Raw genomic sequence first — 25,929 nt, 5'->3', positions numbered from 1 at the left:
TTCTTTTATTGCCGGTGGAACGGATCGGATACGTCATGGGCGATGGAGGTTTTCTCCAGAACGGCCCGATGGGCGTGGGTGATATCCGGCAACATCGGCGGTTTCGGTTTGCGAATATGCTTAAACATCGCGTGGCCCTGATACCAGTCGTACCGGGGAATCGGTTCCGGGGGTTCATCCTGCCAGATCTCCTCGAGACGGGGGCTATACAGACGACGGCCGTCCGGCAGCCATTCCGATTGGATAAGCTCAAGCCCCTCGTGGCCGTGATTCATGGCTTGATCCCGCGTCGGCGTAAATAACGCCGGCCAATATTCAGCGCGCGAGCCCTGATGCTTGGTGGAACGAGCGAATGCCAGTACGGCATGGTAGATATCCTCGTAACCGAACAGTAAAGCGTACAGCGAGCGGCCTGCCTTGATCCGGATGGACAGGTCGTCAAACTTGGGGATGGTGAGTCCGGCCAGCGGCCGGGTAGGGGAAACGGGATAATCGGCAGAGTCTGTGCTTGCCTGATGGCTTTGACCCAGCGGGAACACGATTTGATTCAACCGAGACAGCTCATGCACCCGGAAGAGGGGATCCTGCAAAATATGCTGACGGTAAAAAGGATGTCTTGCCACGCGCCCCTCAATATAGTTCTGTTCATTAATGATGAGGGCGACCGTAAGCAGCGAACTGCCTTGGTCGTGCCAAAACCGTTCCCAGAACGGTGTCATGAACGATGAAACATGGAAGCGGGGGAGCAAATGGAATAAGGGCTTTCCTATTTTTCGACTGTGCATATAGAGAAGCAGCTGCGGATAGGCATCCTGAAAAATCAGCGCATTGCAGCGCTCCAGGAAACTGTACAGATGGTTTTGGAATGGGGGAGCCATGAGATCCGACATCAGCCCGCCCTTCAGATCGCTCATATTCCATCCGGCATTGCGTGATACCATATGGGCAAGCAAGGCCCAATGCAGCTCCGGATGCGACTCGTAACAGTCCAAATAGGCCTCTGTTCGGGTCACGTTGCTTCGGTTGGCGACGGCAGCGGCCTCCTGAATGCGATGAACCAGCTCTTGCTCCTCATCCGTTGGCTGCTGGTCCGGTTCATGACCGCGAATATCGCTGTGACCTTCTTGCAGAGGGAGAAACGAAGAAATGCCCTGCGGCAGATAGGGATGGGAGGAGAGAATGTTCTTGAGCTGCCTGCGAATGGCCTTAACGGCTGTAGGATCCCACTGCAATTCATGCCTGTTCATCCGAAGCTTTAAGGAATATCGCCAAGCTGCCATCATACCCGACCATGATTCTGCCAGGGCTCGCGGAATGGCAGCTGTCCATGCCCCGTAATCCCTGCCCCGATTTGGTTTGTCCTTGGCTCCGTGCGAGTGCATGCCGGTTGTCACCTGCACTTTCTGATGATAATTCCAGACCGTGAACCTCATACAGTCAGTATGCTCTAAAATTTGACTTCCACTCAACAATTTGATTCACTAGGGGGGAAGGAACTCGACGTAAAGGGGAGATAATCAATGGAAAAAATCACTTCAGAAGCAGAATTTCAGGTTGCGATCCAGTCTCCACGACTGACCGTTGCCGTATTTAAAGCGGACTGGTGCGGCGATTGCAAGTTTATCGATCCATTCATGCCGGAGGTTGAGACGAAGTTCTCCAACCAATTGACTCTGGTGGAAGTTGACGTCGATGCTGTCGGTGACGTGAGTCAGCAGCAAAATATTCTGGGCATCCCTAGCTTTGTTGCATACTCTGACGGACGCGAGCTGGTTCGCTACGTTAACAAACTCCGCAAATCGCGCGAGGAGATTGAAGATTTCCTGCAGCGTGCCGTGGACGTATACGGTACGATTCACAAGTAAGCAGTGACGATAGCACCGCCGCCTTTGAGCTATAACGGGCGGCGGTGTTGTTTTTACATTGGATATTATGAGGGGGATTGTGAAGTCAAGTACCTTGAGCATGAAGGTTTTGTTCATTTTTGAACATTTTGTCACAATCGCTCAAGTGACCGGGGCTGCAGAATCAGGTATAATGAAATGTGGACTGTATATGATGCGATCCTGTATAGGTTTTGAATAGTGAATGATTATGAGCAGCAGGTGAGATAAGTGAACGATAAACAATTAAAGTGGCTGAGTTACATAACATGCTTAATTATGTTCTGCGCGACTTTCGGGGGCATGGTTGTGACAAAGACGGGGTCGGGGCTTGGCTGCGGCCAAGAGTGGCCGCTGTGCAACGGTAAATTTGTTCCCGCTTACACGGTGTCCTCGATGATTGAGTATTCCCACCGGGCCGTAAGCGGAATGGCCGGCTTGGCCGCCTTGGCTTCGCTGATCGCGTTCTGGAAGTACAAGCGGGACCGCCGGGATTTGATGGCTTACGTCATCGGAACCTCGATATTCGTCGTGGTACAAGCCATCATGGGGGCCCTCGCGGTGGTTAAACCTCAGTCGGCGGCGATCATGGCGCTGCATTTTGGCTTCTCGCTGATTGCTTTTGCCAGTTCGGTCATGCTGGCTCTGGGCATGCGCCGAATCGAACAAGCGAAGGGGCCCGTTGACCTGGAGCGTTTGCCGCGGGTGGGAAAGGGCTTCCGCAATTTGGTCTGGGGCACAACGTTGTACAGCTACATCGTGGTGTATATCGGTGCATTCGTCAGCCATACCGATTCCCGGGAAGGCTGCTCCGGCTGGCCGTTATGTAACGGAGAAGTGATACCGGAGCTGAGCGGAGGGGTCGGCATCGCCTTTATGCACCGCGTGGCCGCGCTTCTGCTGCTGATCGTGGTGGCGGTGATGGGGCATTTTGCATATTGGCGCAATCGCGATAACCGTGAAATCCAGATGCTGGGCATTTCGGCAACCATGCTGTGCCTGCTGCAGGTGTTCAGCGGCGCTCTCATTATGGCTACGATGCATAACGAGGAAGTTTACGTATTCTCCGCACTGGGGCATACGCTGCTGATCTCGGCGCTGTTCGGCGTACTCTGTTATTTAAGCGTCCGGGTATGGCAGCTCAGCAAGCCGCTTGAAGCCGAAATACGGAAGGGCCACGACGTGCCCCGCGAAAAGATCGTATAAGGAAGAACGCCGATCATTCCGTAAAGAAAATCCAATATCCTATAGCATACATGCATGCAAAGTCCCCGGACCGGAGTTCGAGGGCTTTGTTGTATAGAAAGGAGCTGCCGGCAGCGGTATCGAAAAGGTTTGATAAGGCAACGAATTTGTTTATATTTAATAACACCGGAGAAATCACAAGTCGCTCCATGCTCCATGCTATGGAGTTGTCTTCCCGTTTCGGGGGCATCCTAACAGGACGAACCCAGATTGGCGCAGCAGATGATGGGTCATCTGATAGTCATGGGATGCCGAAGGGCCTGATGGCGATCCGGATGAGTTGCCCCCGCGCGAGGATATCGCCGTGAAGACGGCCGCTGAGCGCTGGAATGAGTATATTGGCATTAGCACAATCGAGATCAAGAACCAAGGTTAATCTGATGACGCGAGGGGGTACCGCCATGCTTCGAATGTTACTTGGGGAACAGCCCCGGCAGAATAACGGCCTGCTTGAGGAAGCCATCGAATCGATGGTGAAGACAACCCGGCTGCTGCAGAAGGAAATGGATAAAAATCAAGATCCGACGCATGATTTTCGCAAGCTGGAGATTTGGACCCGGGGACTGATCGTCTCCCTGGATGAGCTGGAGCAGAGCTGGAATGCGGCCAAGCATTTCAGTCAATCGGTCCAATCGGGTTACATCGATGATATGTCGATTCAGGAGCAAGGGGAATATCAACGATATGTGTATTTTTACAAAAACGGCTTCATCCGCGTATTCTCGATCCTTGACAAGCTGGGCACGGTGCTGAACGATTTGTTTGATCTGCATACCTCCAAGGTTAAGGCGCATTTTTCTTATTTTACGGTCCTGCGGCAGTTCAGATTTTTGAAGGCCCACGGTGAGCTGGCTGAAGAGCTGGAAGCGATCAAGGATCGCTACAAAGCACCGCTGAACGCGCTCAGGAAAAGGCGCAACGCTGAAATTCACTACATGAACTCCGAGATGCAGGATGATTTGTGGCAGCGCCATCAAGGGCTGTCCGACAAAATCGAGCTGGAGGATATCGACAAGCACCTGGACGATCTCCAACAGGGCATCGATATGGTATGCCGCAGCCTGGCCGCCTCGTATAAATATACGAACAAGCTGTGGACTGAAAATGGAGTGCGGGCTTAGGCACAAAATCGCCATGAAATTCCTTTTGACAAAAGCCTGAAAAGAATCTATACTAACTATTGCATTCATTAAATGTTATCAAATCAGATCAATTTAATCGGAAAAATTTCATATCGATGTTTTCTTATCGAGAGAGGCGGAGGGACAGGCCCGATGAAGCCCGGCAACCGACTTCTTGCGCACCATTGCTTAATGCGATGACGCTTGGAGTGACATGGTGCTAATTCCTTCAAAGCTATGGAATACCTTCAGCTTTGACAGATGAGAAAAGGCGTTGACTTTTACGTAAAGAGGGCCCTTTTTGATTCTACAAAAAGAGGCTCTTTTCTTTTGGGTAAATAGATATGAAGCTAAGGAAAAAGGAGGATTATCGGATTGATTGAGCTCAAGCAATTGACGAAGCAGTACGGAAAAGCCGGGTCATTAACAACTGCGTTGTCCGAATTGGATTTGTCGATTGAAAAAGGAGAAATTTTCGGAGTGATCGGACACTCCGGTGCAGGGAAAAGTACATTGATCCGCTGCATCAATTTACTGGAGCGTCCCACCTCGGGCGAGGTGTGGGTGAACGGCAAAAATTTGACGTCGCTCGGCAAGAAGCAGCTTCAGGCGGAGCGCCGTAGAATCGGCATGATCTTTCAGCACTTTAACCTGCTGTCTTCCGCGACGGTGTACGATAACATTGCGTTTCCGCTGCGTCTGATCAAGACGCCGAAGGCCGAACTGGAGCGCAAAGTATCCGAGCTGCTGGCTTTGGTCGGCTTGGAGGCGCATCGCGACAAATACCCGTCCCAGCTGTCAGGGGGCCAGAAGCAGCGGGTAGGCATCGCCAGGGCGCTCGCGAGCGATCCCGAAGTGCTGCTGTGCGACGAGGCCACTTCGGCCCTTGACCCGCAGACGACGGATTCGATTCTGCGCCTGCTGCTGGACATTAACAAAAAGTTTCATCTGACGATCGTACTGATTACCCATGAGATGCATGTAATCCAGAGCATTTGCGACCGGGTCGCCGTTATTCATCAGGGCGGCATCGTAGAGCAAGGACCGGTAGCGGAAGTGTTCCTGAAGCCGAAGCATGAAGTGACGCAGGAATTCATCCGCCAGGAGATGGACAGCGGCGAAGCGCTGCGGCTGGCTATGCAGGGTCAGGTAAACGGCCCTTCAAGAGCGGTTCAAATCACGTTCCTAGGGTCGAAAACGTACGAATCGATCCTGTCCCATACCGTTCATGAGACAGGCGTGAATTTTGCGATTCTGCAGGGTACGATCTCTACGATCAAAGATACGCCGTACGGCCAGCTCATCGTCCGTTTCGAAGGGGAAGAGCGCGCGATTGAAGATACGATCCGGAAGCTGCTTGAACAAGGACTAGACGTGGAGGTGATTCATTGATGTTCGGACTTGATTTTACCCAGATCGACTGGAAAGAGATATGGACGGCAACATTGGATACCCTGCGGATGCTGGGAGCTTCGGCCTTGTTCAGCTTCATCATCGGACTTCCTGTCGGCGTGCTGCTCTACATGGCCGCAAGGTCCACGTCCGGGTTGGTACGCTTCGGCTACACGATTCTGTCGTTCATTGTAAACATTCTGCGCTCGGTTCCGTTCATCATCCTGATCGTGGCGATGATCCCGATTACGAAGTCGATCGTAGGAGTTTCGTACGGCGTGCTGGGCACCATTCCGCCGCTCGTGATCGGCGCTGCTCCATTCTTTGCAAGGCTCGTGGAAACGGCTTTGAATGAAGTGGATAAAGGCGTGATTGAGGCGGCTCATGCCATGGGCTCTTCGACAAGCCAAATCGTATGGAGGGTGCTCCTTCCGGAGGCGCGTCCGGGTCTGCTGGCCGGGATGACCATCACGATTGTAACCCTGGTATCTTACACCGCGATGTCCGGTCAAGTCGGGGGCGGCGGTTTAGGGGATTTGGCCATTAAGTATGGCTATTACCGTTATGAGACCGAGATCATGATTCTGGCTGTCGTGCTGATGATTGTCCTGGTCCAGCTGCTGCAGATGGCAGGAGATCGTCTGGTGCGGCATTTTACAAGAAAATAACGGATTGATGAGGCTTCAAGAAAGACAATATATAAATAATATATTTTTCGGAGGGAGAGTTTTAGAATGAAAAAATGGACATTGGCATTGATCAGCTTGACCTTGGTTACGTTGCTGGCTGCATGCGGCAGCAAGCCTGCGGATAACGCATCCGAGCCAGGGGGAACAACGGGAGGCGGCGGTCAAGAGACCGTGACCTTGAAAGTAGGGGCTTCGCCATCACCGCATGCCAAGATTCTCGAGCATATCAAGCCTGCGCTTGAAAAAGAGGGCGTAAACCTGGAAATCGTAGAATTCACGGATTATGTGCTGCCGAATACGCAAGTGGATTCCAAAGAAATCGACGCGAATTTCTTCCAGCACAAGCCTTACCTGGATAACGAAATCAAAGAGCGCAAGCTGGACCTGGAGTCCGTGATCGCCGTGCACGTGGAGCCGCTGGGTGCGTACTCCAAAACCATTACATCTGTGGATGAGCTGAAGGATGGAGCGGTTGTAGCCATTCCGAATGATCCTTCTAATGCTGGCCGAGCATTGACGCTGCTGTCCAAGAACGGCGTGATTAAGCTGAACGACGAAAGCAAGCTGGAAGCAACCGCCAAGGATATCGTAGAAAATCCGAAGAACCTGGAGTTCAAGGAAGTTGAAGCCGCCATGCTGCCTCGTATGCTGGATGAGCTGGATCTGGCTGTCATCAACACGAACTACGCGCTGGAAGCGGGACTGGACCCAACGAAGGACGCGCTCTTCATCGAAGACAAGGACAATCCTTATGCCAACCTGCTGGTAGCCCGTCCGGACAACAAGGACTCCGACGCCATCCAAAAACTGGCGAAGGCGCTGACTTCCGAGGACGTGAAAACTTTCATTGAAGAAGAGTACAAAGGTGCCGTCATCCCGGCATTCTAATTCAGCAGTAAAGCTCGATATGCTGTATATGAATTCATCGTATATGTAAAGAAAGGGCATTATCCAAGAGACCCATCGGTCTTTGCGGATAGGCCCTTTTTTCTTTCTTTTTCTGTCGAAGGGCCATTCCTGGTCGGAAGCAAGTTGTTCGGCCTTATCAAATCTTTTATACTGAAGGAAGGATATCCATCTGAGGAGGGAAAGCCTTGAAGGGAAAAGTGGCGCTGATTACAGGCAGTGCGACAGGTTTGGGGAAAATGACGGCACTGTCGTTAGCCCGGCAGGGATGTCATATAGCCATAAATTATGTAAACAGCAAGGATGAAGCGGAGGCGCTTTCCCGTGAAATCGAGGGGTTTGGCGTGAAATCCATCGCGATTAAAGCCGATATCGCCAGCGAGCCTGAGCTGTATTCATTGGTGGATCAGACGGAGGAGCGGCTGGGCAGCGTCGATATCCTGGTTAACAATGCAGGACCGTTCATTCGGGAACGCCGTCTGTTCTCGGAGTACAGCCGCGACGAAATCGTACATATGGTGAATGGCAATTTAACCGGCGTCATGCTGCTGGACCATCGCGTTCTGCCTGCCATGCGGGAGAAAAAATGGGGGCGCATCATCCACTTTGGTTTCGGGCATGCCGGTGAAGCCCGCGCATGGCCTCAACGCTCCGCCTACGCGGCTGCGAAAGTGGGCCTGGTCTCCTTTACGAAGACGCTGGCCGTGGAAGAAGGGCCGTATGGGATCACCGTGAATATGATCTGTCCGGGGGATATCCGCGGGGCCAACAAAGAGAAAACCATCGATGAAGTATCCGGCATTCAGGACGGGTTGACTCCTCGTGGACGATCGGGCAGCGGCGAGGACGTTGCCAGGGTGATCGAATATTTATGCCTGGATAAATCGGATTTCATTACCGGCAATATTATGGATATATCCGGCGGGCTGGACCCGATTCGCCCGTTAATCAAGCCGGAATAAAACATCCCCACAAAGTGGAGTCTATGCTTCGATGCTTATTCCCAATACTTTGCGGAGACCCATAACATATAAATGCGACTCAAGAATTGCTAACGCTTCGCTGAAAACTTATACCTTCTTTAATCTCAAAAAAAGAGTCTTGGTCCCGCGAGGGAAACCAAGACTCTTTATAGTTAAAGAAGATTTAGAATACTTGAACTACTTCTTGGATGCCTTCTACTTCTTCAACCAGGGCGCGCTCGATCCCTGCTTTCAGAGTAATGGTGGAGCTTGGGCAGCTACCGCATGCACCCATCAATTTCAGCTTAACGATGCCGTCTTCAACGTCAACCAGTTCCACGTCACCGCCGTCGCGCTGCAGGAACGGACGAAGTTTATCAAGCACTTCAGCCACTTCATCATATACAGTGGTTTGCGTGTTTTCACTCATCTTGTTCAACTCCTTTCCTCCCTATATTATAGTACATAAACCGGCAAAATAAAATGCCAATCTTAAGGCAGGTCTAATAACAATGTCCATTATCATTGAGTTTTGCACAAGCAATTCCTATTTCGGCACGGATAAAGTGCTGCAGACGCTTGAAGGCAAGTACGATTGCCAAGTCATCGAATATGGCTGCCTGACCAGCTGCGGCCAGTGCTATTTGATGCCCTTCGCTTACGTGGATGGCGATTGGGTTGAAGCCCCTACGGCTGAAGAGCTGCTTGAGGTTGTCATCCGCAAGCTCGAAAGCTTTCGGGACGGCGGAGAGGAAAGCTGACTTTCCGATCTCCTCCACTGTCGTCCCCCTCCACAGGAGCATCATAAGCGCCCATAACCGTCCGACTAGTAATGACGCTTGGATTTCCAGAGCACGCCGCTCTTTAATATCCTTGGTACCCGGCCCATGACCGACGTGCTGCCCATGAGTCCAAAGCCCGCATGTTTGCCGAGGGAACCCAGCGTTCCCTTCAGCTTCAGCGGAGATACCTTAGGCGTATCGTCGCGCCATAAAGCTTTCATGACATGTCCCACTTGCTCGGCCTGAGCCCCTGCCGCTTGCGCGCTCGGGACGAAGGGGAGGCTGGCGCAGTCGCCGATCACATATACCTCGGGATGGGACGGAACCTGGTACCATTCGTTCAGCAGAATGCGTCCGCTGCGGTCTTTTGGCAGATCCAGATCCTGCACGACCTTTACGGGCTGAATGCCGGCCGTCCATACCGCCAGATCGGTTGCGATCGGCACATCCAGATTGTACACGGCGTCCTTCTCCACTCGGGATACGGATACGCCGCTGTGGATGTCCACGTGGTGTTCCTCAAACCAGCGATGAATATAAGCAGACAAACGGTTAGGAAAAGAAGAAAGCACCCGTTGTCCCCGGTCCAAAATGGCGATATTCAGGTCAGGCCGGCTTTCCCGAAGATCGGCAGCGAGCTCGATGCCGCTTAAGCCTCCGCCAATGATATGAACTTGACCATATGGTCTGAGGTTGTTCAGGTTCAAATAGGTTTCCCGGGATGCCGCAAAAGATTGCAGGCTGAACGTGAATTCTTCAGCGCCCGGTACCCCATGATAACGGTCCGTACATCCCAGGGCAATGGCCAGCTGATCGTATTCCACCGGATCGTTGTTCGTCAGGTTCACAAGCTTCTTCTCAAGATCAATGGATAGGACTTCACCGTATACAACATGGAGGCGGTCATACACCGGGAATTTAACACGAACAGCGGTATCGGCCACGGTACCTGCTGCCAGCGCGTAATATTCGGTTTTGAGTCCTTGGTACGGCATGCGGTCGATGAGCACGACCTCCACGTCCGGAGGAAGATAGCCGCTGAACAATTCTTGAATTAGGGCAAGACCACCATAGCCTCCGCCGAGAATGACGAGCTTTTTCATAAATTTCTTCCTTTCTCAAGAGATAAGAAGGTGAGCGCCGATTCGCAAGAAAAACGCCGCTGAAAGCGGCTTAGGTTACCCACGCTATATTATCTCTTTAACCTGTTTTCCGTTTTTTGGAACGTCTGCTTTGCTTGCGTCTTTGCTGGTATGACTTATTCGTAAACCTTGATCTCGTTATAGAAGGTATCGCGTTCGACCGGAATGCGGCCGGCGCCTTGGATGAGCCACACAAGCTCTTTGCGGGTCAGCCCTTCTGGCGTCAGCGCTCCTGCGGCATGGCTGATGCGTTCCTTCAGGATCGTGCCATGGACGTCCGATGCGCCGAAGCTGAGAGCGACCTGCGTCAATTGCGGCCCGATATTAATGAAGTAAGCCTTGATGTGGTCGATATTATCCAGCATCAATCGGCTGATGGCAATGGTTTTCAAATCTTCGTAAGCCGAATTGCGGCGCATGATGCCCGCATTCTTATTCTTCGGCTGCATGGACAGCGGAATGAATACCATGAATCCGTTCGTTTCATCTTGAAGATCCCGAATTTGCAGCATATGGCGGATCCGGTCCTCATGGCTCTCGATCGAGCCGTACAGCATGGTCGTGTGCGTCTTCATGCCGAGCTTATGCGCGGTACGATGAACGTCGAGGTATTGATCCACGTTGGCTTTATCCACTTTCATCTTCTGACGGTACTGGTCAGACAAGATTTCGGCTCCGCCGCCCGTCAAGGATTGAAGACCAGCCTTCTGCAGCTCCTGCAGCACTTCCTTCGTGCTGAGTCCGCTGATGCGGGTGAAGAATTCGATCTCCGCCGCGGTATAGGCTTTCAGGGTAACTTCAGGGAAACGTTCCTTCAATGCCTTCAGCGAATCTACATAGTACTGGAACGGGACATGGTTATTATGTCCGCCAACGATATGAAATTCACGGATGCCGGGGTGAATATGCTGTTCCACATACTCGATCATTTCCGCGCCGGAGAGGGTATAGGAGCCTTCCTCGCCTTGGTCTTTCCGGAAATTGCAAAAAGCGCAGCGGGATTCGCATACATTGGTAAAATAGAGACTCATGTTCTCAATGAAGTAAACTTTTTTCCCGTTCTTGCGCAAATTGGCTTCATTAGCCAGCTGCCCGAGGGTCAGCAGGTCATCGGTTTGATACAAATACACACCGTCTTCAAGATTCAGGCGTTCGCCGCGCTGGACTTTCGCAACGATCTCGGCCATTCTCTGATCGGTAAATGGTGTCACAATCGTGGACATGTTCAATCCTCCTGTTCACACTTTGACTTGCCGAATATTCGGCAGATCAAGTGATCATAAAGTGGATCACTCCCCGCGGGGAACGGTCCGTTTATAGTCGTGTAACAACGAAATCAATGAATGGGCTGAATAAATAAATAACTTTGTGAAAAAATATACAACTGTGGACCAGCCATAACCTTTGCCGCATTTTAGCCGGGGGATGTGACAATTATCCAACAGTTGCCGCCCATGTTCCTTCCCTATTATAAACCTGACCCCTCGGGGTAGCAATACATATAGAGGAATTGAAATAGGTTATTGACCATATGGTAAAATGGCCATCATCTCAACCTTGAGCGAATTCGCGAAGAGGAGTATACTTAAAGAATGAACGAAAAGGAGGGTGACCTATGATATCAATCAGCGAAACAGCTGCAGAACGTTTGAAAGAAATGCTTGCTGAACAGGAAACGCCCAATATGTTCCTTCGACTGGGTGTCACTGCCGGCGGATGCAGTGGTTTTTCATATGCAATGGGCTTCGACGATCAAGAAACGGAAGCGGACGTATATATGGACCTGCAGGATATGAAAGTCGTTGTCGAGAAGGACGATCTGAAATACCTGAACGGTCTCGAAATCGACTTCGAGGAATCCGGCATGACGGGCGGGTTCACCATCCACAACCCGAACGCGACCGTAACTTGCGGCTGCGGATCTTCCTTCCGCACGGCAACGGATGCGGGCAAACCGAACGAAGAGCCTTGCTAAGCAGCGGGTTTTCGGGGACTGTGCTCTGAATCTAACCAATAAAAAGACCTCTGCGACCCTGTTGTCGCGGGGGTCCTTTTTTTGCTGCCGCCCATAAGAAAATGAAAAAATGCAGCGGACTCCCAAACGGGGGCAGCTGCATTTTGTTGTTCTTCCTATCCGATCAGACCGGGAAGAAGAAGGTATCGTTCAGCATCAGCACGATCATGCCGGCAGCTACGAGCGAGAACACGATGCAGCCGGCCCCGAGTCCGCGGCGCTTGTCTTTGATGAACTTGAAGCCCATGACAAAGATCAGAACGGTGATGGCTGCAAGGGCAACCGACATGCCGACAATGGCAATCCAGTACAAAACTTCAAACAATGCTGCCAAGGTGACAAAGCCTCCTTTATGGTTATCCATGGATGGATTTATTACGGACAAAGCTCTGCCCTTACTATACGATAGATCACCTCATTTGCAAAGGGAAGCTCGCTTCGCGGCCATGAATACGTCAAATTATTAGGCATAACGATCCCGGACAATCATCCAAGACAAAGTGCGGATAAGAGAATAGGATAACGTATGTCATGAATAAAAGGAGGCGAAAGCAGCATGGCGGGAAGACAATTGGCCAGCAAGTGGCTGAAGACGGAAGCGCTGCTGACCGATCCGCAGGTTGCTCCCTACATTCCGGCGACCCAGTCGTATGGAGGGGATACCCTGGTCTCAATGCTGGATGAACACGAAATGGTCGTGATCAAGCCGATTGTAGGCACCGGTGGTAACGGAGTCATCCGAATACAGAAAGACGGAACGGGATACTTGGTAACCCATAAGAGGCGTACTGTTCATGTAGATACATTGAATTCCCTGTTGCACGTATTGAACAGAATGAAACTGAAACGGCGCTACATGATACAACAGGGGATTCATCTGGCTAAAATTCAGGGACGTCCGCTGGATTACCGCGTCAAGGTAGTCAAGGAAAGAGGAAGATGGGAATTCCGGGCCATGCTAGGACGGCTCGCGAACCCCGGGCTGTTTGTGACGAACATTTGCAAAGGGGGGACGCTGCTTCGTTGCCGCCATGCTCTGAGGCTGTCGCTGCCCCATATCAATGCCAGGGAGAAGCGTAATGAAATGCGCCACTTAACCAGACAGTGCATCACGATCCTGGAATCGCGCTTTCCCGGGATCGGGGAACTGGGATTCGATTACGGACTCGACGTCGAAGGAAAGATATGGATTTTGGAAGTAAATACAAGACCGAGCTGAATTTTTGTTTAATATTCCCAACAGAAGTCGTTTATATGATTTTTTAATAGGGTAATAAAAAAATAACCGTAATCTACCGATATAATAATTGATCAATTTTTTTTATGGTAGATTTACCCCATATCCTGTGTATAACATTTATCCCCATAATCCACTTTGATATGACCTTGTTTCTTACACTTACCAACAAATTATACACAGGATTTCCACAAGAGGTTGTGGATAAGCGAACAGTTGTTCCGTTTTCGCATGTCTGATATGATAGATTCAGGAAATATGAGGAAGGGGTGTGAGGGGATGGCTATGTTGACGGATGAGATGCTTCTCGATTCCTATCATATGGCTGTTGAATTGAAGTTGGAACGAGAGTTCATCACTCTACTGCTGGCCGAAATTCATAAACGGAACTTGGACACCGATTCCGGCAGCATCCTGCATTAATCAGATTTTCGTATATAGAATAGATAACTTACGACATGATACGCATATAATGTGGGAGCTTTCAACCAAGTTCTACATATGGTTTGAAGAAGAATTAGAAAAGGTATCTTCCGTTCTGAGCGGCGCATCGCCCTCTGGAACGTTAGATACCTTTTTTTCTGTATGTCGAAGTGTTAGGAAATTCCGAGTACCTCTACAATTTCATGTTGCTGCTGTGTCCCGGAGCCAATCTGGCTTCAGGATCAAAGTATACTTTGGCATTGTTGACGGCGGTTGGCGCTTCGCCGAATCCGACGGCAATGAGCTTGACCTTGCCAGGATAGGTCGTGATATCGCCCGCCGCAAAAATACCCGGGATGCTGGTTTCCATGCGGGAGTCCACGACGATGGAGTTGCTTTCGATGGCGATGCCCCACTCGGAGATCGGACCAAGGGAGGAAACGAAACCGAAATTGACAATGACATCGTCAACTTCAATCTCTTGCGTCTCTTTGGTCTTAATATGCGACAGCGTCACCTTCGTAATGGCATCTTCACCATGCAGTTCCGTGATTTCGGTTGGTGTCACGATGTTCACCTTCGAGGCCATCAGCTGCTCCACGCTATGCTCGTGGGCACGGAACTTGTCGCGGCGGTGAACCAGCGTAACCTGCTCGGCGATCGGTTCGATCATGAGCGCCCAGTCTACCGCGGAATCGCCGCCGCCGCTGATGAGAACCTTCTTGCCTTTAAAGCGGCTGAGATCGTTGACGAAATAATGAAGGTTCGCCTTCTCGTACTTCTCGGCACCTTCTATCTCCAGTCGGCGGGGTTGGAACGCCCCGACGCCGGCCGTAATGATGACGGCTTTGGCATGGTGTTCCCCCAGATTCGTTTTCACGACAAAATGACGTTCTTCAAGCTTTTCCACAGCTTGGACTTTCTCTTCAAGACGGATGTCCGTTTTAAAGAGCTCCATTTGCGCGGACAGATTGTTCACAAGCTCCTGAGCGGTAACCTTTGGGAAGCCTGCTACGTCATAGATATATTTTTCGGGATACAGCGCAGCCAATTGGCCTCCGAGCTGGGGCATGCTCTCGATAAGTTTAACCGAGGCTTGGCGCATTCCGCCGTAAAAAGCGGCAAACATGCCTGCAGGTCCGCCACCGATAATCAAAAGATCCGTCATATTGTTGTCTTGTGGCATCGTTGTCATGCGGTAAGCACCTCCATAAAATGAGTTTATATTCGAATCAGACAGACGTTCTTGTCCGGATAAAGCTGATTCATGAATTCCTTACCTATTATAATCGTCCCGAACCGGCATGAAAAGACGAGAATTGAGTTAAAATACCTAACATTGGAATGGTTGCGCTTACTTAGCAAGCAAGGGGGGAAATGGCGGAATGATTTGCATATTTAATGGCAAAAAAATTCTTGATATTTGCATGGTTTATGCATATGATTAACGTGATAACTTGTGTTCATTGCAGGGTTCTCATATCGATTGGTTACGGCAGCAATCATAAGGAAACCGCAGGATTACAGCTGTTTTTGAACCGTAATGAACCATCAGGTCAAATGATGAAACGGGCTCTGATAAGGGCTCTTCTCTTTTTTTGGATGCAATTTCACAGAATGTTAACATGTGTACCATACTGTATATATAAAGAGTAAGCTGGAAGGAGCAGTAGAATGAGCAGCATACCGAAGATCGTAATCCTTGGCGCGGGTTACGGGGGCATATTGACAGCGCAGCGGCTGCAAAAAGAGCTGAATTATAATGAGGCCGATGTTACATTGGTGAATCGCCATGATTATCATTATATTACAACGCATTTGCATATGCCGGCAGCAGGAACCGACAGCATTGAGAATACCCGGGTATCCATATCCAAGTTGATAGACGAGTTCAAAATCGATTTGGTCAAATCCTCGGTTCAGGAAATCCGCCTTCACGATAAGAAAGTTATCCTTGAAGATGGAACGTTATCCTATGACTATCTTGTCATTGGACTCGGCGGCGAGCCGGAGACCTTCGGGATCCCGGGACTCGCAGAGCATGCGATGACGATCCGAAGCATCAACTCGGTACGATTGATTCGAGAGCATATTGAATATCAATTTGCTTTATATAAGAATGAACGCAGACCGCAAGAGCGCATCAACTTCGTGGTTGGCGGAGCCGGGTTCAGCGGCATCGAGTTTGTAGCCGAGCTGGCGGACCGCATTCCGAGACTGTGCAAGGAGTATGACGTCGATCCGACATTGGTGAACATTTATAACGTAGAAGCCGCGCCGTCGGCGCTGCCGGGGTTTGCCCCCGAGCTGGTGGAGTACGCCATGAACGTTCTCGAGAAGAAGGGCGTTACCTTCAAGATGGGCATTGCGATCAAGGAATGCCTGCCGGGCGGGGTCGTGCTGAACAACGGCGAAGAAATCCGGGCGGCAACGGTCGTATGGACCGGCGGCATCCGCGGGAACCGCCTGGTTGAGTCGGCCGGCTTCGAAACAATGAGGGGCCGCGTGAAAGTTGATGAATATTTACGCGCTCCGGGATACGAGAACATTTATATTATCGGCGATAACTCCCTCATTTTTAACGAAGAAGGCAGACCTTATCCGCCGACCGCCCAAATGGCGATGCAGCAGGGCGTATGCTGTGCCCAGAATATCGTTGCGGCGATCCGGGACAAGTCCATGCGCAAATTCGAGTTCCATAATAAAGGCACGGTCGCTTCCCTCGGCCGGGGCGAAGGCATTGCGGTTGTAGGGGATAAGAAATATCAGGGATGGAAAGCGGCCCAGCTGAAAAAATTGGTTGATCTTCGCTACCTCTTCATTATCGGAGGCATTCCGCTCGTCCTGAAAAAAGGCAGGTTCCTATAAATGAGACATTGCAGCGTTCAAGTACGGGGGCTGCTCACAAGAGATGAACTGGATCGCTACAACGCCCTGATGGAGGTCGGCTCCTACCTGGAGTCGCAAGAGCGGTACGATCTGGCTTATACCGTTCAGCAGGAAGTCGACATTCTCATTCTTCCTGCCATTGAGCGCCTCAAGGATAAAGGGCGGGCCCGGGACCGGGCCACCGCTGAATATCTTGAAACCTTGCGCAAGCAAGAGCAAGATGAGGAAGACGGCGAATAACAGAAGAAGGGATGCTCTCATTCGGAAGAGCATCCCTTTTTTTGATATGCCATTTATGTGCAGAAGGAATTATACCTTCATCAAGTCGGTGAAAGAAGCTTGGTCGAGCAGGTTGCCGACATAGAAAGGACCGAATTCGCCGAAGCGCGCGCTCACTTCGTCAAATCTCATTTCGTACACGAGCTTTTTGAATTGAAGCGCATCGTCGCTGAACAAGGTAACGCCCCATTCCCAATCGTCGAAGCCGACGGAACCGGTGATGATCTGCTTGACCTTGCCGGCATAACCGCGGCCGATCATCCCGTGGCTCTTCATCATGGATTTGCGGTCATCCATGCTCAGCATGTACCAGTTGTCCGCCAAATCCCGCTTTTTGTTCATCGGGTAGAAGCAGATATGCTTCGATTTTGGCAGGACCGGCTTCAGTCGGGCGATGACATGCGGGTTCTGCATCGGATCCTCATCGGAGGAGCCGGCCAAGTAATTGCTCAGCTCGACGATGCTGACATAGGAATAAGCCTTGGTGGTGAACTGGGCGAACGTCGTTTTGTTAAAAGCGTTCTCGATCGCGTTCAGCTCTTCCAGCGTCTCGCGCAAATGCATGAAAACAAAATCGGCTTTCTGGCCGACGATGGTATATACGGCGGTGCTGCCCTGCTTGGCGGTCTCGACGGCATCCCATTCCGCAAGGAACGCATTCAGCTCGTCCAGCGCAAATGCGCGTACTTCTTCGTCTGCAGCTTTCCAGGCCGGCCAATTGATGGTGCGGAAATCATGCAGCGCATACCAGCCCTCGAGCGTCATTGCAGCTTCGTTCATGTGATCACTCCTAAACATTATGTTCGTTATAATTGAAGCGGATGGCCGCTTGCATTAACTTCCTATATTGTACTGTAAGCGCAGTCGGAAGGGCAAACGCCGACACAATGTATTCACGATTGTTCGTTGATCTGTGACATGATTTTTAGTAAACTAGCTATTAGCTAAAGCTTGGTGTGCTGTTTCTTGCTGCAATAAAGTAGGATAGCTGCTATGCGTAGGTGATAAAGAAGAGGTGAAAACAGCGATCATGCTTCAATTTATTCCTGTGCTCGTGCTGATGATTTTGTTTTTTGTCATGATGTTCGGTATCGGTTTTATCCTAAATATGTTGATGAAGACGACCTGGTTTCCGTGCTTTCTGTTCGTGATTGTCATTCTGCCGGTCGTTGTATACAGCTTGTGGGATCGGGGCCAAATGTCGTTCTGGACTCACGTCGGATCGTTCCAGTTGGTGGATTACTTAACGGGAGTTGCGGGTCTGATCGGGGCTTACATGAGCGGATGGACCATTAAGACATTGCGTATTAAAGGGTTTAGAATGTTTTAATCGCGCTTGGCGCAAATTGAATGGAATGTTAATGGCGGCTCTTCGATACCTGGGGGCCGTCATTTATATTTATGGAAGCTCTGCCAAAAGGCAGACGCAAGAATTCCATAATTTTTGATGCGAAAGAACCGACTTCTGAGCATCGGATTTATGATAGAATAGAGGAAGTCTATTTTTGGGCGACAGGGGGAGCATAAACGATGCGCATGACTAATTTTTTACATTTTACAGAGAATCACCGTTACTGCGTATACCGTGACTTCTGCTTAAGCGGCCTGGACGACAAAATGCTTGGTTCGATATATCAACCGATGGTCGGCGCGTTTGCGGTCAGCTTGTACCGTCTTCTCGTATCGCATGTGCCGCTGGAGAAGGTGGGTTATTCGGCCATTGAACAGCAGCGAAGATTATTCTTGACATTAGGGCTTGAGCCCAGCGAAAAAGGACGCCGCTATCTCATTGAGCAAACCTCCAAGCTGGAAGCGGTAGGATTGCTGCAGACCAGCCGGATGTTCGTCCCGGAAACGGACGACCATGTCTATGAATATGAGCTGCAGGCGCCGCTCAGTCCGGCGGAGTTCTTCAATACCCAGCATCTGACGCTGCTGCTTCGCGACAAGGTGGGGAAATTCGCCGTCCTGTCGCTGAGGGAAGAGCTTTGGAGCAAGGAACCCCTGGAATGGTCCGGCATTTCCCTGAACAAGGAGAACATCTCGGTTCCCTTTTACGATATTTTCGAGTTGAACACGCATGTCATTGATTATGAACTGGAGCAGGCGCTGGAAGAGGTAGCGGTATCAAGGAAGTCGGTGCTGCCGCCGAATCCGCAGGGAGAAGGTCTGAACTACGCGGACATTATTCTGCGATTCCCGCGCGAATCCCGCAATCGCGTCTTTGTGGAGCGTCTTCGCTATGACCATGAACAGATGGGCATCGTGAATTACGTCGTACGCAAGTACGATCTCAGCACGCAGGATTTGTGCCGCCTGCTTGACGAGGACGGCATCTTTACCGAGCACGGCGAGGTTGTCCTGGACGATTTGCAGCACAAAGCCAGCCTTCACTTTAGGCAGGGAATGAAGATGCAGGAAAAGCGGCAGATTACGGCGGGCAAGGTGGTTGCCCTGCATCAGGAGATGACGGCCGATCCGGACGAGCCTGCGCAGGAGCATGCCGTACAGATGGAATATTATGTCGAGGTTCCGGCCCAGTTCCAATCCAAATGCGATATTCACCAATATAATATGATGCTTCGCAACGAGCCTTATACACGGCTCCTGCAGACGTTCTTCCCGGGCTCGGTTCCCGCGCAGTTTCTGGACATCTTCGAAAAGATTGACCTGAGCTACAAGCTGCCGGGCGAAGTCATCAACGTGCTCATTCATTATTTGATGTCGCTCATTGCCGCAGGCGGAGAGCAGCGGATCAACCGCAACTTTGTGGAAGCCATCGCTTCCAACATGCTGCTGAAGCAAGTAAACAGCTATGAGAAAGCCGTTCAGTATATACGGGATCAAGCCAAAATGAAAGGCAAGCAGAAGGCAGCCTCGCAGCGCACGCGTACATACGCTAAAGGCGGAAAGGCGAAGCCGGAAATTCCAGTGGCTTTGGAGACCGATCAGGCGGAGGCCGTATCGGATGAGGAGTTCGAAGAGATGATGCGGTTTGCGGCAGAAATGCAGGCTGGCAACAAGAAGGGCGGATAAGGAAAATCCCGCTTAAGAGAGGAGGGAACAGGTGATGGAGTCCCTTGGTGAACTGCTGGAAAGCATGAAAAGTACTGCGCTCCTGCGCAGAACCGAGCAGATTACGGAGGATTTGCTCAGGAATCCGCTGATTCAAGCACTGCGAAGCGAATATCCGGAGATCGATGACCGGGTCATACGATTGAATTTAAGCAAGCTGTATCAATATGCGGGAGACCAGGCCCACTGCCAGGCATGCCCGGGTCTGGACCGGTGTCCGAATGATTTCCAGGGACATTTCAGCAAGCTGGATATCCAGCGGATGAACGGCACGGTGGAGATCTATGAACGGAAGGCGCCGTGCTCCCTGCAGATTGCAAAAACCAATGAGGATCAGATCAAGAAGCGGATTCGCAGCTTTTATGTTGACGAGCATGCCTTGAGCGAAGGGTACGACAACATGGAGATTATGGCGAAGGACCGCTTGCGGGCACCTGCGGTGCACCAGGTCTTCAAATATATCCGGGATACGAAGGAGAACGGCTTGTCCCCGCGCGGCTTGTATCTGACCGGTTCGTTCGGTACCGGGAAAACGTACCTGATGGGCTACCTGATGCATGAGCTTGCCAAAGCGGGCCACTCCGGCGTGATCGTCTATATGCCCGATTTCGTGGAAGATCTGAAAACCATGATGCAGGACGGCCAGAAGCTGAAGGACATGGTCGAGACGATGAAGCATTGCGACCTGCTGATCTTTGACGACATTGGAGCGGAGAATTTGAATCCGTGGGTACGGGATCATGTCCTCGGCTCCATTCTGAATTTCAGGATGAACCGGCTGCCGACCTTTTATACGTCGAACTATCCGCTCGACGGGCTGGAGCAGCATCTCAGCTTCACGAGCAAGGACGGCGAGGAGCTTCACAAAGGGCAGCGGTTGATGAACCGGATCGCGCCTTTCGTGGATGTCGTTCATTTGTTCGGAGAGAACCAGAGAGGGAAGTTCTAGACGTTTGCAACGAGCACATGAACAGAGTGGACAAACGTCCCTTGAAGCGTAAAAAGTCTGATCCCGCTTGCGCATGGAGCGCGGCAGGATCAGACTTTTTATCTGTGCACAAGGAATCATCAAATATTAACCGACCAAGAACTTGATAATGACGAATCCGAAAAAGATGATGGTCATGAAACCGAACATCCCCACGAAGCCCATCATCAAATCGCCAAAGTCATTGCGTGGTTCTTCATTGATGTGCTCCCGTGGATCGTTAACGCGTACGTTTACATCCATGGTGCTTGCCTCCTCAAAAGGTGAACATGCCGTGCGAACGAAAAACTTGACAGTCACCCGACTTGTTACTAGTAGTATACCCAATGCGCAAATCATTTGTAAAGATTGCATAAAAATCCCGTGAAAACCTCTTTCTTTAGGTGAGTATATTTCACTTTTTCCGGCCGATTGTGGTATACTAAATTCGTCGACCCATTCGACAATTATGATTCGCACTTTACTCGATCTTATCCTGTGAGGAGGAGAATACAATGGCTATCGTCAATGTTACCGACCAAACCTTCGTCAATGAAGTAGAAGGACAAGGCACGGTTGTAGTTGATTTCTGGGCGCCATGGTGCGGCCCTTGTAAAATGCTTGCTCCGATTCTGGACGAATTGTCTTCAGAACTCGGCGATGATGTAAAAATTGCAAAGGTGAACGTGGATGAGAATCCGGAATCCGCAGCACGCTTCGGCGTCATGAGCATTCCGACCATGATCTTCTTTAAAGACGGCCAGCCTGTCGATAAAGTCGTAGGTCTGAACTCCAAAGAAGCCTTGAAGGGCATCATTGCAAAACATCAATAAGCAGGATTTGCCCATAGACTGCAATCCGCTTTCATACAGCGCCTTCGGTGTAACCCGGAGGCGCTTTGTGTGGTTCATTATCATGGTATATATTTATAACGTTAATATTATAAATCTCCTTGGAGAGGAGGAATAGCATGGACGATTCTGCCAAACGGCTTCAGGAGCAAGAGAAGGCGCAGGAGAATATTCGCCACAAGCTGGCATTGCTGCCGGATCAGCCGGGCTGCTACCTGATGAAGAACCATGAAGGCACGATTATTTACGTGGGCAAGGCCAAAGTGCTGAAGAACCGGGTGCGCTCGTATTTTACCGGGAGCCATAACGGGAAGACCCAGATGCTCGTTTCGGAAATCCGCGATTTCGAATACATCGTGACGGGCAGCAACATGGAAGCGTTAATTCTGGAGTGCAATCTGATCAAAACCCATCAGCCGAGATTCAATGTGCTGCTGAAGGACGATAAAACCTATCCCTACCTTAAAATAACGAATGAAGAGCATCCCCGCCTGGAAGTGACCAGAAGGGTGCTTAAAGATAAAGCCAAATACTTCGGTCCTTATCCGAACGCGTATGCGGCGCAGCAGACCAAAAAGCTACTGGACCGGATGTATCCACTGCGCAAATGCGGCGTTATGCCCAAAGAGGTCTGCTTGTATTACCATATGGGACAATGCTTGGCTCCATGCGTGAAGGAAGTGCCGAAATCCGCCTATGAACAGATTACAGGAGAGATTACTTCATTCCTGAGCGGCGGGCACGAAGAGATCAAGAAGGAACTGCAGCGAAAGATGCAGGAGGCCGCGGAGGATTTGTACTTCGAGCGTGCCAAGGAGCTGCGGGACCAAATCATCCATATCGATACCCTGATGGAGAAACAGAAGATCACGACAACGGATACCCGGGATCGCGACGTATTCGGTTATGCCGTGGACAAAGGCTGGATGTGCGTGCAGATTCTGTACATGCGCCAAGGCAAAATGGTGCAGCGCAACAAGTCCGTTTTTCCGTTCTACGGGGATGCGCACAGTGATTTCATGTCGTTCATAGCCCAGTATTACAGCGATAATCCCGCATTGCCGCAGGAAATTCTGCTGCCGGGGCCGCTGCTGGCAGAGGAGGCCGGCTCCGAGACGGCAACCGGAAGCGCCGGGGAACAAGGTGCCCGTAACGCAGGCGAAGCCGCGGAAACGGAGAAGAAGCTGACCACGGATATATCCGAAGAACAGCATGAAGTCCTTGTCCAAGCCCAGGCGGAGCAGGCGGAGGCCGCGGGTCTCGTGGATGCTGCCGGGGGCGCTGCTGCCTTGCAGGAATGGCTGGGCGTGAAGGTTCACGTGCCGCAGCGGGGCTTGAAGAAACAGATGGTCGGCATGGCGTCGGATAACGCGAAGGTGTCCCTGGACGAGAAATTCCGCTTGATTGAGCGCGATGAAGAACGGACCTCGGTTGCAGCGGCCAATCTGGGCGAGGTGATTGGCCTCCAGTCGCTTAACCGGATCGAGGCGTTTGATAACTCGAACATTCAGGGCTCCAACCCGGTATCGGCCATGGTGGTATTCACCAACGGAAAACCGGATAAGAAGGAATATCGCAAATATAAGATCCGTACCGTGCAGGGGCCGGACGATTACGATACGATGCGTGAAGTGATCCGGCGGCGGTATGAGCGTGTATTGAAGGAGAACCTGCCGCTTCCGGACCTCATTGTCGTCGATGGGGGGAAGGGACAGATCTCAGCAGCCATCGACGTGCTGGAGAATGAACTCGGGCTGTTCGTCCCGGTCTGCGGGCTTGTGAAGGATGCCAAGCATAAAACGGCGCAGCTGATGGTCGGAGATCCGCCGGAGCCGGTGTCGCTGCCTCGGGACAGTCAGGAGTTCTATTTGCTCCAGCGCATTCAGGATGAGGTTCACCGTTTCGCGATTTCCTTCCACCGCGAGCAGCGCGGGAAATCGATGGTGACGTCCAAGCTGGATTCGATTCCGGGCATCGGGGAGAAGCGCCGCAAAATGCTGTTGAAGCATTTTGGCTCGGTCAAAAAAATAAAAGAGGCTTCAGTCGAAGACTTCAAGCCCCTTTCCATCGGTGAAAAATTAGCAACGGATATTCTTAATGCACTTCGTGAGGAGGAGTCGTGACATACGGCTTCTCTTTTTTTGTCGGGTTGAAACGGTAAATCGCATAGGCGACAATCGCCGGAAGCACCATGTAAAAAGCGCCGGTCAGCAGGTTGGCGGCATCTTTGAGCATGATCAGGCTGATGCCCATCAGGATGCTGTTGAAGATGACATGGGAGAACATCGCAGCCAAATACCCGTATTTCAAAAAGATGTAGCTGAACAGCAAACCGATGATGACCAGCTCAATCGGCCGGGAGATCACGGGGTATATCGGATAGAGCGTATGTCCCAGCGCCCAGATGAGCGAGGTGATCAAGCTTGCGACAAAGGTATTGCGGACGATCTTTTTCACCATCTTGATGCCGAACAGCCGGTACACGGCCTCCTCGGATATGCCGGCCAGCCAGGCCATCAACGGAAACAGCCAAGGATACAGCATGTTGTAAGGCGATTGCGTCGCATCCGTGGTGGACCATGTATTCAGGGTCAGACCAAGACCGATAAAGATGACGGATTGGACGCCAAGCAGGATGAAGGCCCACATATACCCCAGCTTCATGCTGTCCAGCACGTAATGCCCGTATCCGGGTTCTTTGGCGCGCGGCCATGGATTGAGCCCGTCTTCTTTATGCCACAGCCCGCTGCCGCCGACAAGGGAGAAATAGAGCAGGGCGGAGAAGACGAGCGAATAGACGGCATAGAAAATCATCATCCCGAGCACGCCGGTTTGCGACATGCCTTCGGATTTGAAAACGGGAATCAGATTGTACGTATTCAGCATTTGAATGACGAACAGCAGCGCCGATAAGAACAGGCCGCGCTTAAACGAGGTGTAGGCCCTGGTCTTCACGCTGTACACAATCGCAAGAATGCCCAGGATTAGGGTGAACAGGCCGTACCCTGCGAGCGTCAGCAGGGTGGCATCCTGCGTCTGCTTGTTGACATAAGCAGAGTGGGCGGCTGGCACCGAGAAGGAGGGCTCATAAGAGCGCAATTTCCCCTGCTCGAAGGTGAAGCGGTGCTCCAGCCTGGAGTCCCCGATCCTGGATTCAGGGTCCACATATTTGAGACGGGGATCCCCCTCCTTCGTAACCAGCTCCAGATTCGACAGGTCATAACCCGCCCGCTGAAGCCATGGCTCCGCCAGCGCCTGCTTCTCGGCCAATGTCATGCCGTCCTCAACGACGAGCAGCATCTGCCTCTGAATCTCGCCCTTGTTCAGCTCGATCCGATCAAAGCTGGAACGGGCATAATCATACGAGAATCCGACGATGCCGGAATTTTGCATGTGCACGTCCACATTGAGGGCATCGCCTCCAGGCTCGCTGAAGCGAACGCGGTATACGTCATAGGGATATTTGGCTTCATAGGTTTTGTTATATTCCGAAAGTCTCTTCTCCTTCGCCAGATATCCGTAAAGTTCCGATTTGGATTGATATGTAACCAAGGCTTCGTCCGTGTCCGCAGCCGCAAACTGCAGATGCTCCTGAGCAAACCTTGAAGCTGCCTGCCGAGCCTGCTCCTTGGAAATGATATCCGGTGAGGCCATCTCGGCATCGTCCGGATTCGCCCACGGAAATACCTGAAATAATAGGAACAGAATCAGGCCGACTGCGGCAGGCGCGATGAGCTGCTTCAGATTGGGCTTCAGCTTCAAGGGCTCTCTTGCACGATTCATGAAATTCCTCCTCTAAGAAAGTTGATACTCCCACTGGTATTCGATATGCCTGATTAAGAACGCATAGAGTCAATATAACATAGTATGAAAGCCATAAGCAGCTTATCCCAATTATCGGAATATTGAAATAAATCGATGAAAATGAATGAAAGGTTTCGAAAACGTTAGAGAACCCTACGCTTGTATTCTTGAATATGCCCAATTCGCGCTCTTTTAAAGATATTTCGGGCGAAAAACGGCATTGGGTTACGTAACGGATTGAGTTATAATCACATCATGCTTGAAGGAA

Annotated in this window: 26 protein-coding genes, 1 pseudogene and 1 riboswitch; of the genes and pseudogenes, 18 read left to right on the top strand and 9 right to left on the bottom strand. The window is 51.1% G+C overall.

Going from position 1 to position 25,929, the window contains the following annotated elements:
• Window positions 1-5: 5 nt before the first annotated feature.
• Window positions 6-1,382 (bottom strand): DUF2515 family protein, encoded by a 1,377-nt coding sequence (locus tag MHH82_RS27880; RefSeq protein ID WP_340968871.1) that lies wholly within the window; start codon window positions 1,380-1,382, stop codon window positions 6-8.
• A gap of 138 nt (window positions 1,383-1,520) precedes the next feature.
• On the opposite strand from MHH82_RS27880, the gene MHH82_RS27875 reads away from it, so the two are divergent.
• The 7 genes from MHH82_RS27875 (at window position 1,521) to MHH82_RS27845 (ending at window position 8,198) form a co-directional block, all read left to right on the top strand.
• On the top strand, window positions 1,521-1,865 hold the full coding sequence (locus MHH82_RS27875) for a thioredoxin family protein (protein ID WP_009592843.1): 345 nt from the start codon (window positions 1,521-1,523) through the stop codon (window positions 1,863-1,865).
• Window positions 1,866-2,114: 249 nt separating this feature from the next.
• On the top strand, window positions 2,115-3,089 hold the full coding sequence (locus MHH82_RS27870) for a COX15/CtaA family protein (protein WP_015737420.1): 975 nt from the start codon (window positions 2,115-2,117) through the stop codon (window positions 3,087-3,089).
• A 440-nt stretch (window positions 3,090-3,529) separates the two neighbouring features.
• Window positions 3,530-4,249 carry a Cthe_2314 family HEPN domain-containing protein gene (locus MHH82_RS27865; RefSeq protein ID WP_015737419.1) on the top strand — a complete coding sequence of 240 codons (720 nt, stop codon included), beginning with the start codon at window positions 3,530-3,532 and terminating at the stop codon, window positions 4,247-4,249.
• Between the two features lie 121 nt (window positions 4,250-4,370).
• Window positions 4,371-4,517, top strand: a riboswitch (SAM riboswitch).
• 107 nt (window positions 4,518-4,624) lie between these two features.
• A complete protein-coding gene (locus MHH82_RS27860; RefSeq protein ID WP_015737418.1) occupies window positions 4,625-5,641 on the top strand; it encodes a methionine ABC transporter ATP-binding protein in 1,017 nt (338 codons plus the stop codon).
• On the top strand, window positions 5,641-6,309 hold the full coding sequence (locus MHH82_RS27855; RefSeq protein ID WP_009592866.1) for a methionine ABC transporter permease: 669 nt from the start codon (window positions 5,641-5,643) through the stop codon (window positions 6,307-6,309). Before MHH82_RS27860 ends, MHH82_RS27855 begins: the two co-directional genes overlap by 1 nt.
• Window positions 6,310-6,375: 66 nt before the next feature.
• Complete coding sequence (locus MHH82_RS27850; RefSeq protein WP_015737417.1) at window positions 6,376-7,218, top strand: MetQ/NlpA family ABC transporter substrate-binding protein; 843 nt, start codon at window positions 6,376-6,378, stop codon at window positions 7,216-7,218.
• Window positions 7,219-7,424: 206 nt separating this feature from the next.
• Window positions 7,425-8,198, top strand: a complete 774-nt coding sequence (locus MHH82_RS27845; RefSeq protein WP_015737416.1) for an SDR family oxidoreductase — start codon at window positions 7,425-7,427, stop codon at window positions 8,196-8,198.
• Between the two features lie 184 nt (window positions 8,199-8,382).
• Here MHH82_RS27845 and MHH82_RS27840 read toward each other — a convergent pair.
• Window positions 8,383-8,592, bottom strand: a pseudogene (locus MHH82_RS27840) (NifU family protein); the annotation flags it as partial.
• A gap of 118 nt (window positions 8,593-8,710) precedes the next feature.
• Here MHH82_RS27840 and MHH82_RS27835 point away from each other — a divergent pair.
• Window positions 8,711-8,959 carry a YuzB family protein gene (locus MHH82_RS27835; RefSeq protein ID WP_015737415.1) on the top strand — a complete coding sequence of 83 codons (249 nt, stop codon included), beginning with the start codon at window positions 8,711-8,713 and terminating at the stop codon, window positions 8,957-8,959.
• Between the two features lie 65 nt (window positions 8,960-9,024).
• Here the strand turns inward: MHH82_RS27835 and MHH82_RS27830 are convergent, their stop codons facing one another.
• Together MHH82_RS27830 and mqnE are read right to left on the bottom strand one after the other, a co-directional pair.
• On the bottom strand, window positions 9,025-10,083 hold the full coding sequence (locus MHH82_RS27830) for an NAD(P)/FAD-dependent oxidoreductase (RefSeq protein ID WP_009592908.1): 1,059 nt from the start codon (window positions 10,081-10,083) through the stop codon (window positions 9,025-9,027).
• A 155-nt stretch (window positions 10,084-10,238) separates the two neighbouring features.
• The gene (gene mqnE / locus MHH82_RS27825) at window positions 10,239-11,345 is read right to left on the bottom strand and encodes an aminofutalosine synthase MqnE (RefSeq protein ID WP_009592862.1); all 1,107 of its coding nucleotides are present in this window, start codon (window positions 11,343-11,345) and stop codon (window positions 10,239-10,241) included.
• Between the two features lie 392 nt (window positions 11,346-11,737).
• Here mqnE and MHH82_RS27820 point away from each other — a divergent pair, with 392 nt between their 5' ends.
• The gene (locus tag MHH82_RS27820) at window positions 11,738-12,097 is read left to right on the top strand and encodes a HesB/IscA family protein (RefSeq protein WP_009592872.1); all 360 of its coding nucleotides are present in this window, start codon (window positions 11,738-11,740) and stop codon (window positions 12,095-12,097) included.
• A 163-nt stretch (window positions 12,098-12,260) separates the two neighbouring features.
• Here MHH82_RS27820 and MHH82_RS27815 read toward each other — a convergent pair whose 3' ends face one another.
• Window positions 12,261-12,470, bottom strand: coding sequence for a hypothetical protein (locus MHH82_RS27815; RefSeq protein ID WP_009592898.1), 210 nt, complete (start codon window positions 12,468-12,470; stop codon window positions 12,261-12,263).
• A gap of 222 nt (window positions 12,471-12,692) precedes the next feature.
• On the opposite strand from MHH82_RS27815, the gene MHH82_RS27810 reads away from it, so the two are divergent.
• A complete protein-coding gene (locus tag MHH82_RS27810) occupies window positions 12,693-13,355 on the top strand; it encodes a YheC/YheD family protein (protein WP_009592895.1) in 663 nt (220 codons plus the stop codon).
• A 297-nt stretch (window positions 13,356-13,652) separates the two neighbouring features.
• Entirely contained in the window at window positions 13,653-13,796 is a 144-nt protein-coding gene (locus MHH82_RS27805; RefSeq protein WP_006212600.1) for a sporulation histidine kinase inhibitor Sda, read from the top strand.
• 193 nt (window positions 13,797-13,989) lie between these two features.
• Here the strand turns inward: MHH82_RS27805 and MHH82_RS27800 are convergent, their stop codons facing one another.
• Complete coding sequence (locus tag MHH82_RS27800; protein WP_015737413.1) at window positions 13,990-14,991, bottom strand: NAD(P)/FAD-dependent oxidoreductase; 1,002 nt, start codon at window positions 14,989-14,991, stop codon at window positions 13,990-13,992.
• A 479-nt stretch (window positions 14,992-15,470) separates the two neighbouring features.
• Between MHH82_RS27800 and MHH82_RS27795 the strand changes: the two genes are divergently transcribed.
• Together MHH82_RS27795 and MHH82_RS27790 are read left to right on the top strand one after the other, a co-directional pair.
• On the top strand, window positions 15,471-16,664 hold the full coding sequence (locus MHH82_RS27795; RefSeq protein WP_009592911.1) for an NAD(P)/FAD-dependent oxidoreductase: 1,194 nt from the start codon (window positions 15,471-15,473) through the stop codon (window positions 16,662-16,664).
• Window positions 16,665-16,925 (top strand): hypothetical protein, encoded by a 261-nt coding sequence (locus MHH82_RS27790; protein WP_009592851.1) that lies wholly within the window; start codon window positions 16,665-16,667, stop codon window positions 16,923-16,925.
• Window positions 16,926-16,994: 69 nt separating this feature from the next.
• Here the strand turns inward: MHH82_RS27790 and hemQ are convergent, their stop codons facing one another.
• The gene (gene hemQ, locus MHH82_RS27785; RefSeq protein WP_015737412.1) at window positions 16,995-17,744 is read right to left on the bottom strand and encodes a hydrogen peroxide-dependent heme synthase; all 750 of its coding nucleotides are present in this window, start codon (window positions 17,742-17,744) and stop codon (window positions 16,995-16,997) included.
• Between the two features lie 250 nt (window positions 17,745-17,994).
• On the opposite strand from hemQ, the gene MHH82_RS27780 reads away from it, so the two are divergent.
• From MHH82_RS27780 to dnaI, 3 genes are all read left to right on the top strand, one after another.
• Window positions 17,995-18,294, top strand: a complete 300-nt coding sequence (locus MHH82_RS27780) for a YuiB family protein (RefSeq protein WP_015737411.1) — start codon at window positions 17,995-17,997, stop codon at window positions 18,292-18,294.
• A 200-nt stretch (window positions 18,295-18,494) separates the two neighbouring features.
• The gene (locus MHH82_RS27775) at window positions 18,495-20,000 is read left to right on the top strand and encodes a helicase DnaB (RefSeq protein WP_015737410.1); all 1,506 of its coding nucleotides are present in this window, start codon (window positions 18,495-18,497) and stop codon (window positions 19,998-20,000) included.
• Between the two features lie 34 nt (window positions 20,001-20,034).
• The gene (gene dnaI / locus MHH82_RS27770) at window positions 20,035-20,988 is read left to right on the top strand and encodes a primosomal protein DnaI (protein WP_009592849.1); all 954 of its coding nucleotides are present in this window, start codon (window positions 20,035-20,037) and stop codon (window positions 20,986-20,988) included.
• A gap of 126 nt (window positions 20,989-21,114) precedes the next feature.
• Here dnaI and MHH82_RS27765 read toward each other — a convergent pair whose 3' ends face one another.
• Window positions 21,115-21,270 carry a hypothetical protein gene (locus MHH82_RS27765; protein ID WP_006212594.1) on the bottom strand — a complete coding sequence of 52 codons (156 nt, stop codon included), beginning with the start codon at window positions 21,268-21,270 and terminating at the stop codon, window positions 21,115-21,117.
• A gap of 251 nt (window positions 21,271-21,521) precedes the next feature.
• On the opposite strand from MHH82_RS27765, the gene trxA reads away from it, so the two are divergent.
• Both trxA and uvrC read left to right on the top strand, forming a co-directional pair.
• Window positions 21,522-21,839, top strand: coding sequence for a thioredoxin (gene trxA, locus MHH82_RS27760; RefSeq protein ID WP_009592891.1), 318 nt, complete (start codon window positions 21,522-21,524; stop codon window positions 21,837-21,839).
• A gap of 137 nt (window positions 21,840-21,976) precedes the next feature.
• Window positions 21,977-23,980: an excinuclease ABC subunit UvrC gene (gene uvrC / locus MHH82_RS27755; protein WP_015737409.1), complete on the top strand. Its 2,004-nt coding sequence runs from the start codon at window positions 21,977-21,979 to the stop codon at window positions 23,978-23,980.
• Here the strand turns inward: uvrC and MHH82_RS27750 are convergent.
• Window positions 23,952-25,640, bottom strand: a complete 1,689-nt coding sequence (locus MHH82_RS27750) for a CPBP family intramembrane glutamic endopeptidase (protein WP_036665072.1) — start codon at window positions 25,638-25,640, stop codon at window positions 23,952-23,954. The genes uvrC and MHH82_RS27750 overlap by 29 nt on opposite strands.
• Between the last annotated feature and the right edge of the window lie 289 nt (window positions 25,641-25,929).

Source organism: Bacillus sp. FSL K6-6540 (assembly GCF_038007545.1).
The sequence above is the reverse complement of the archived record's forward strand: the minus strand, read 5'-3'. Positions and strand labels throughout refer to the sequence as shown.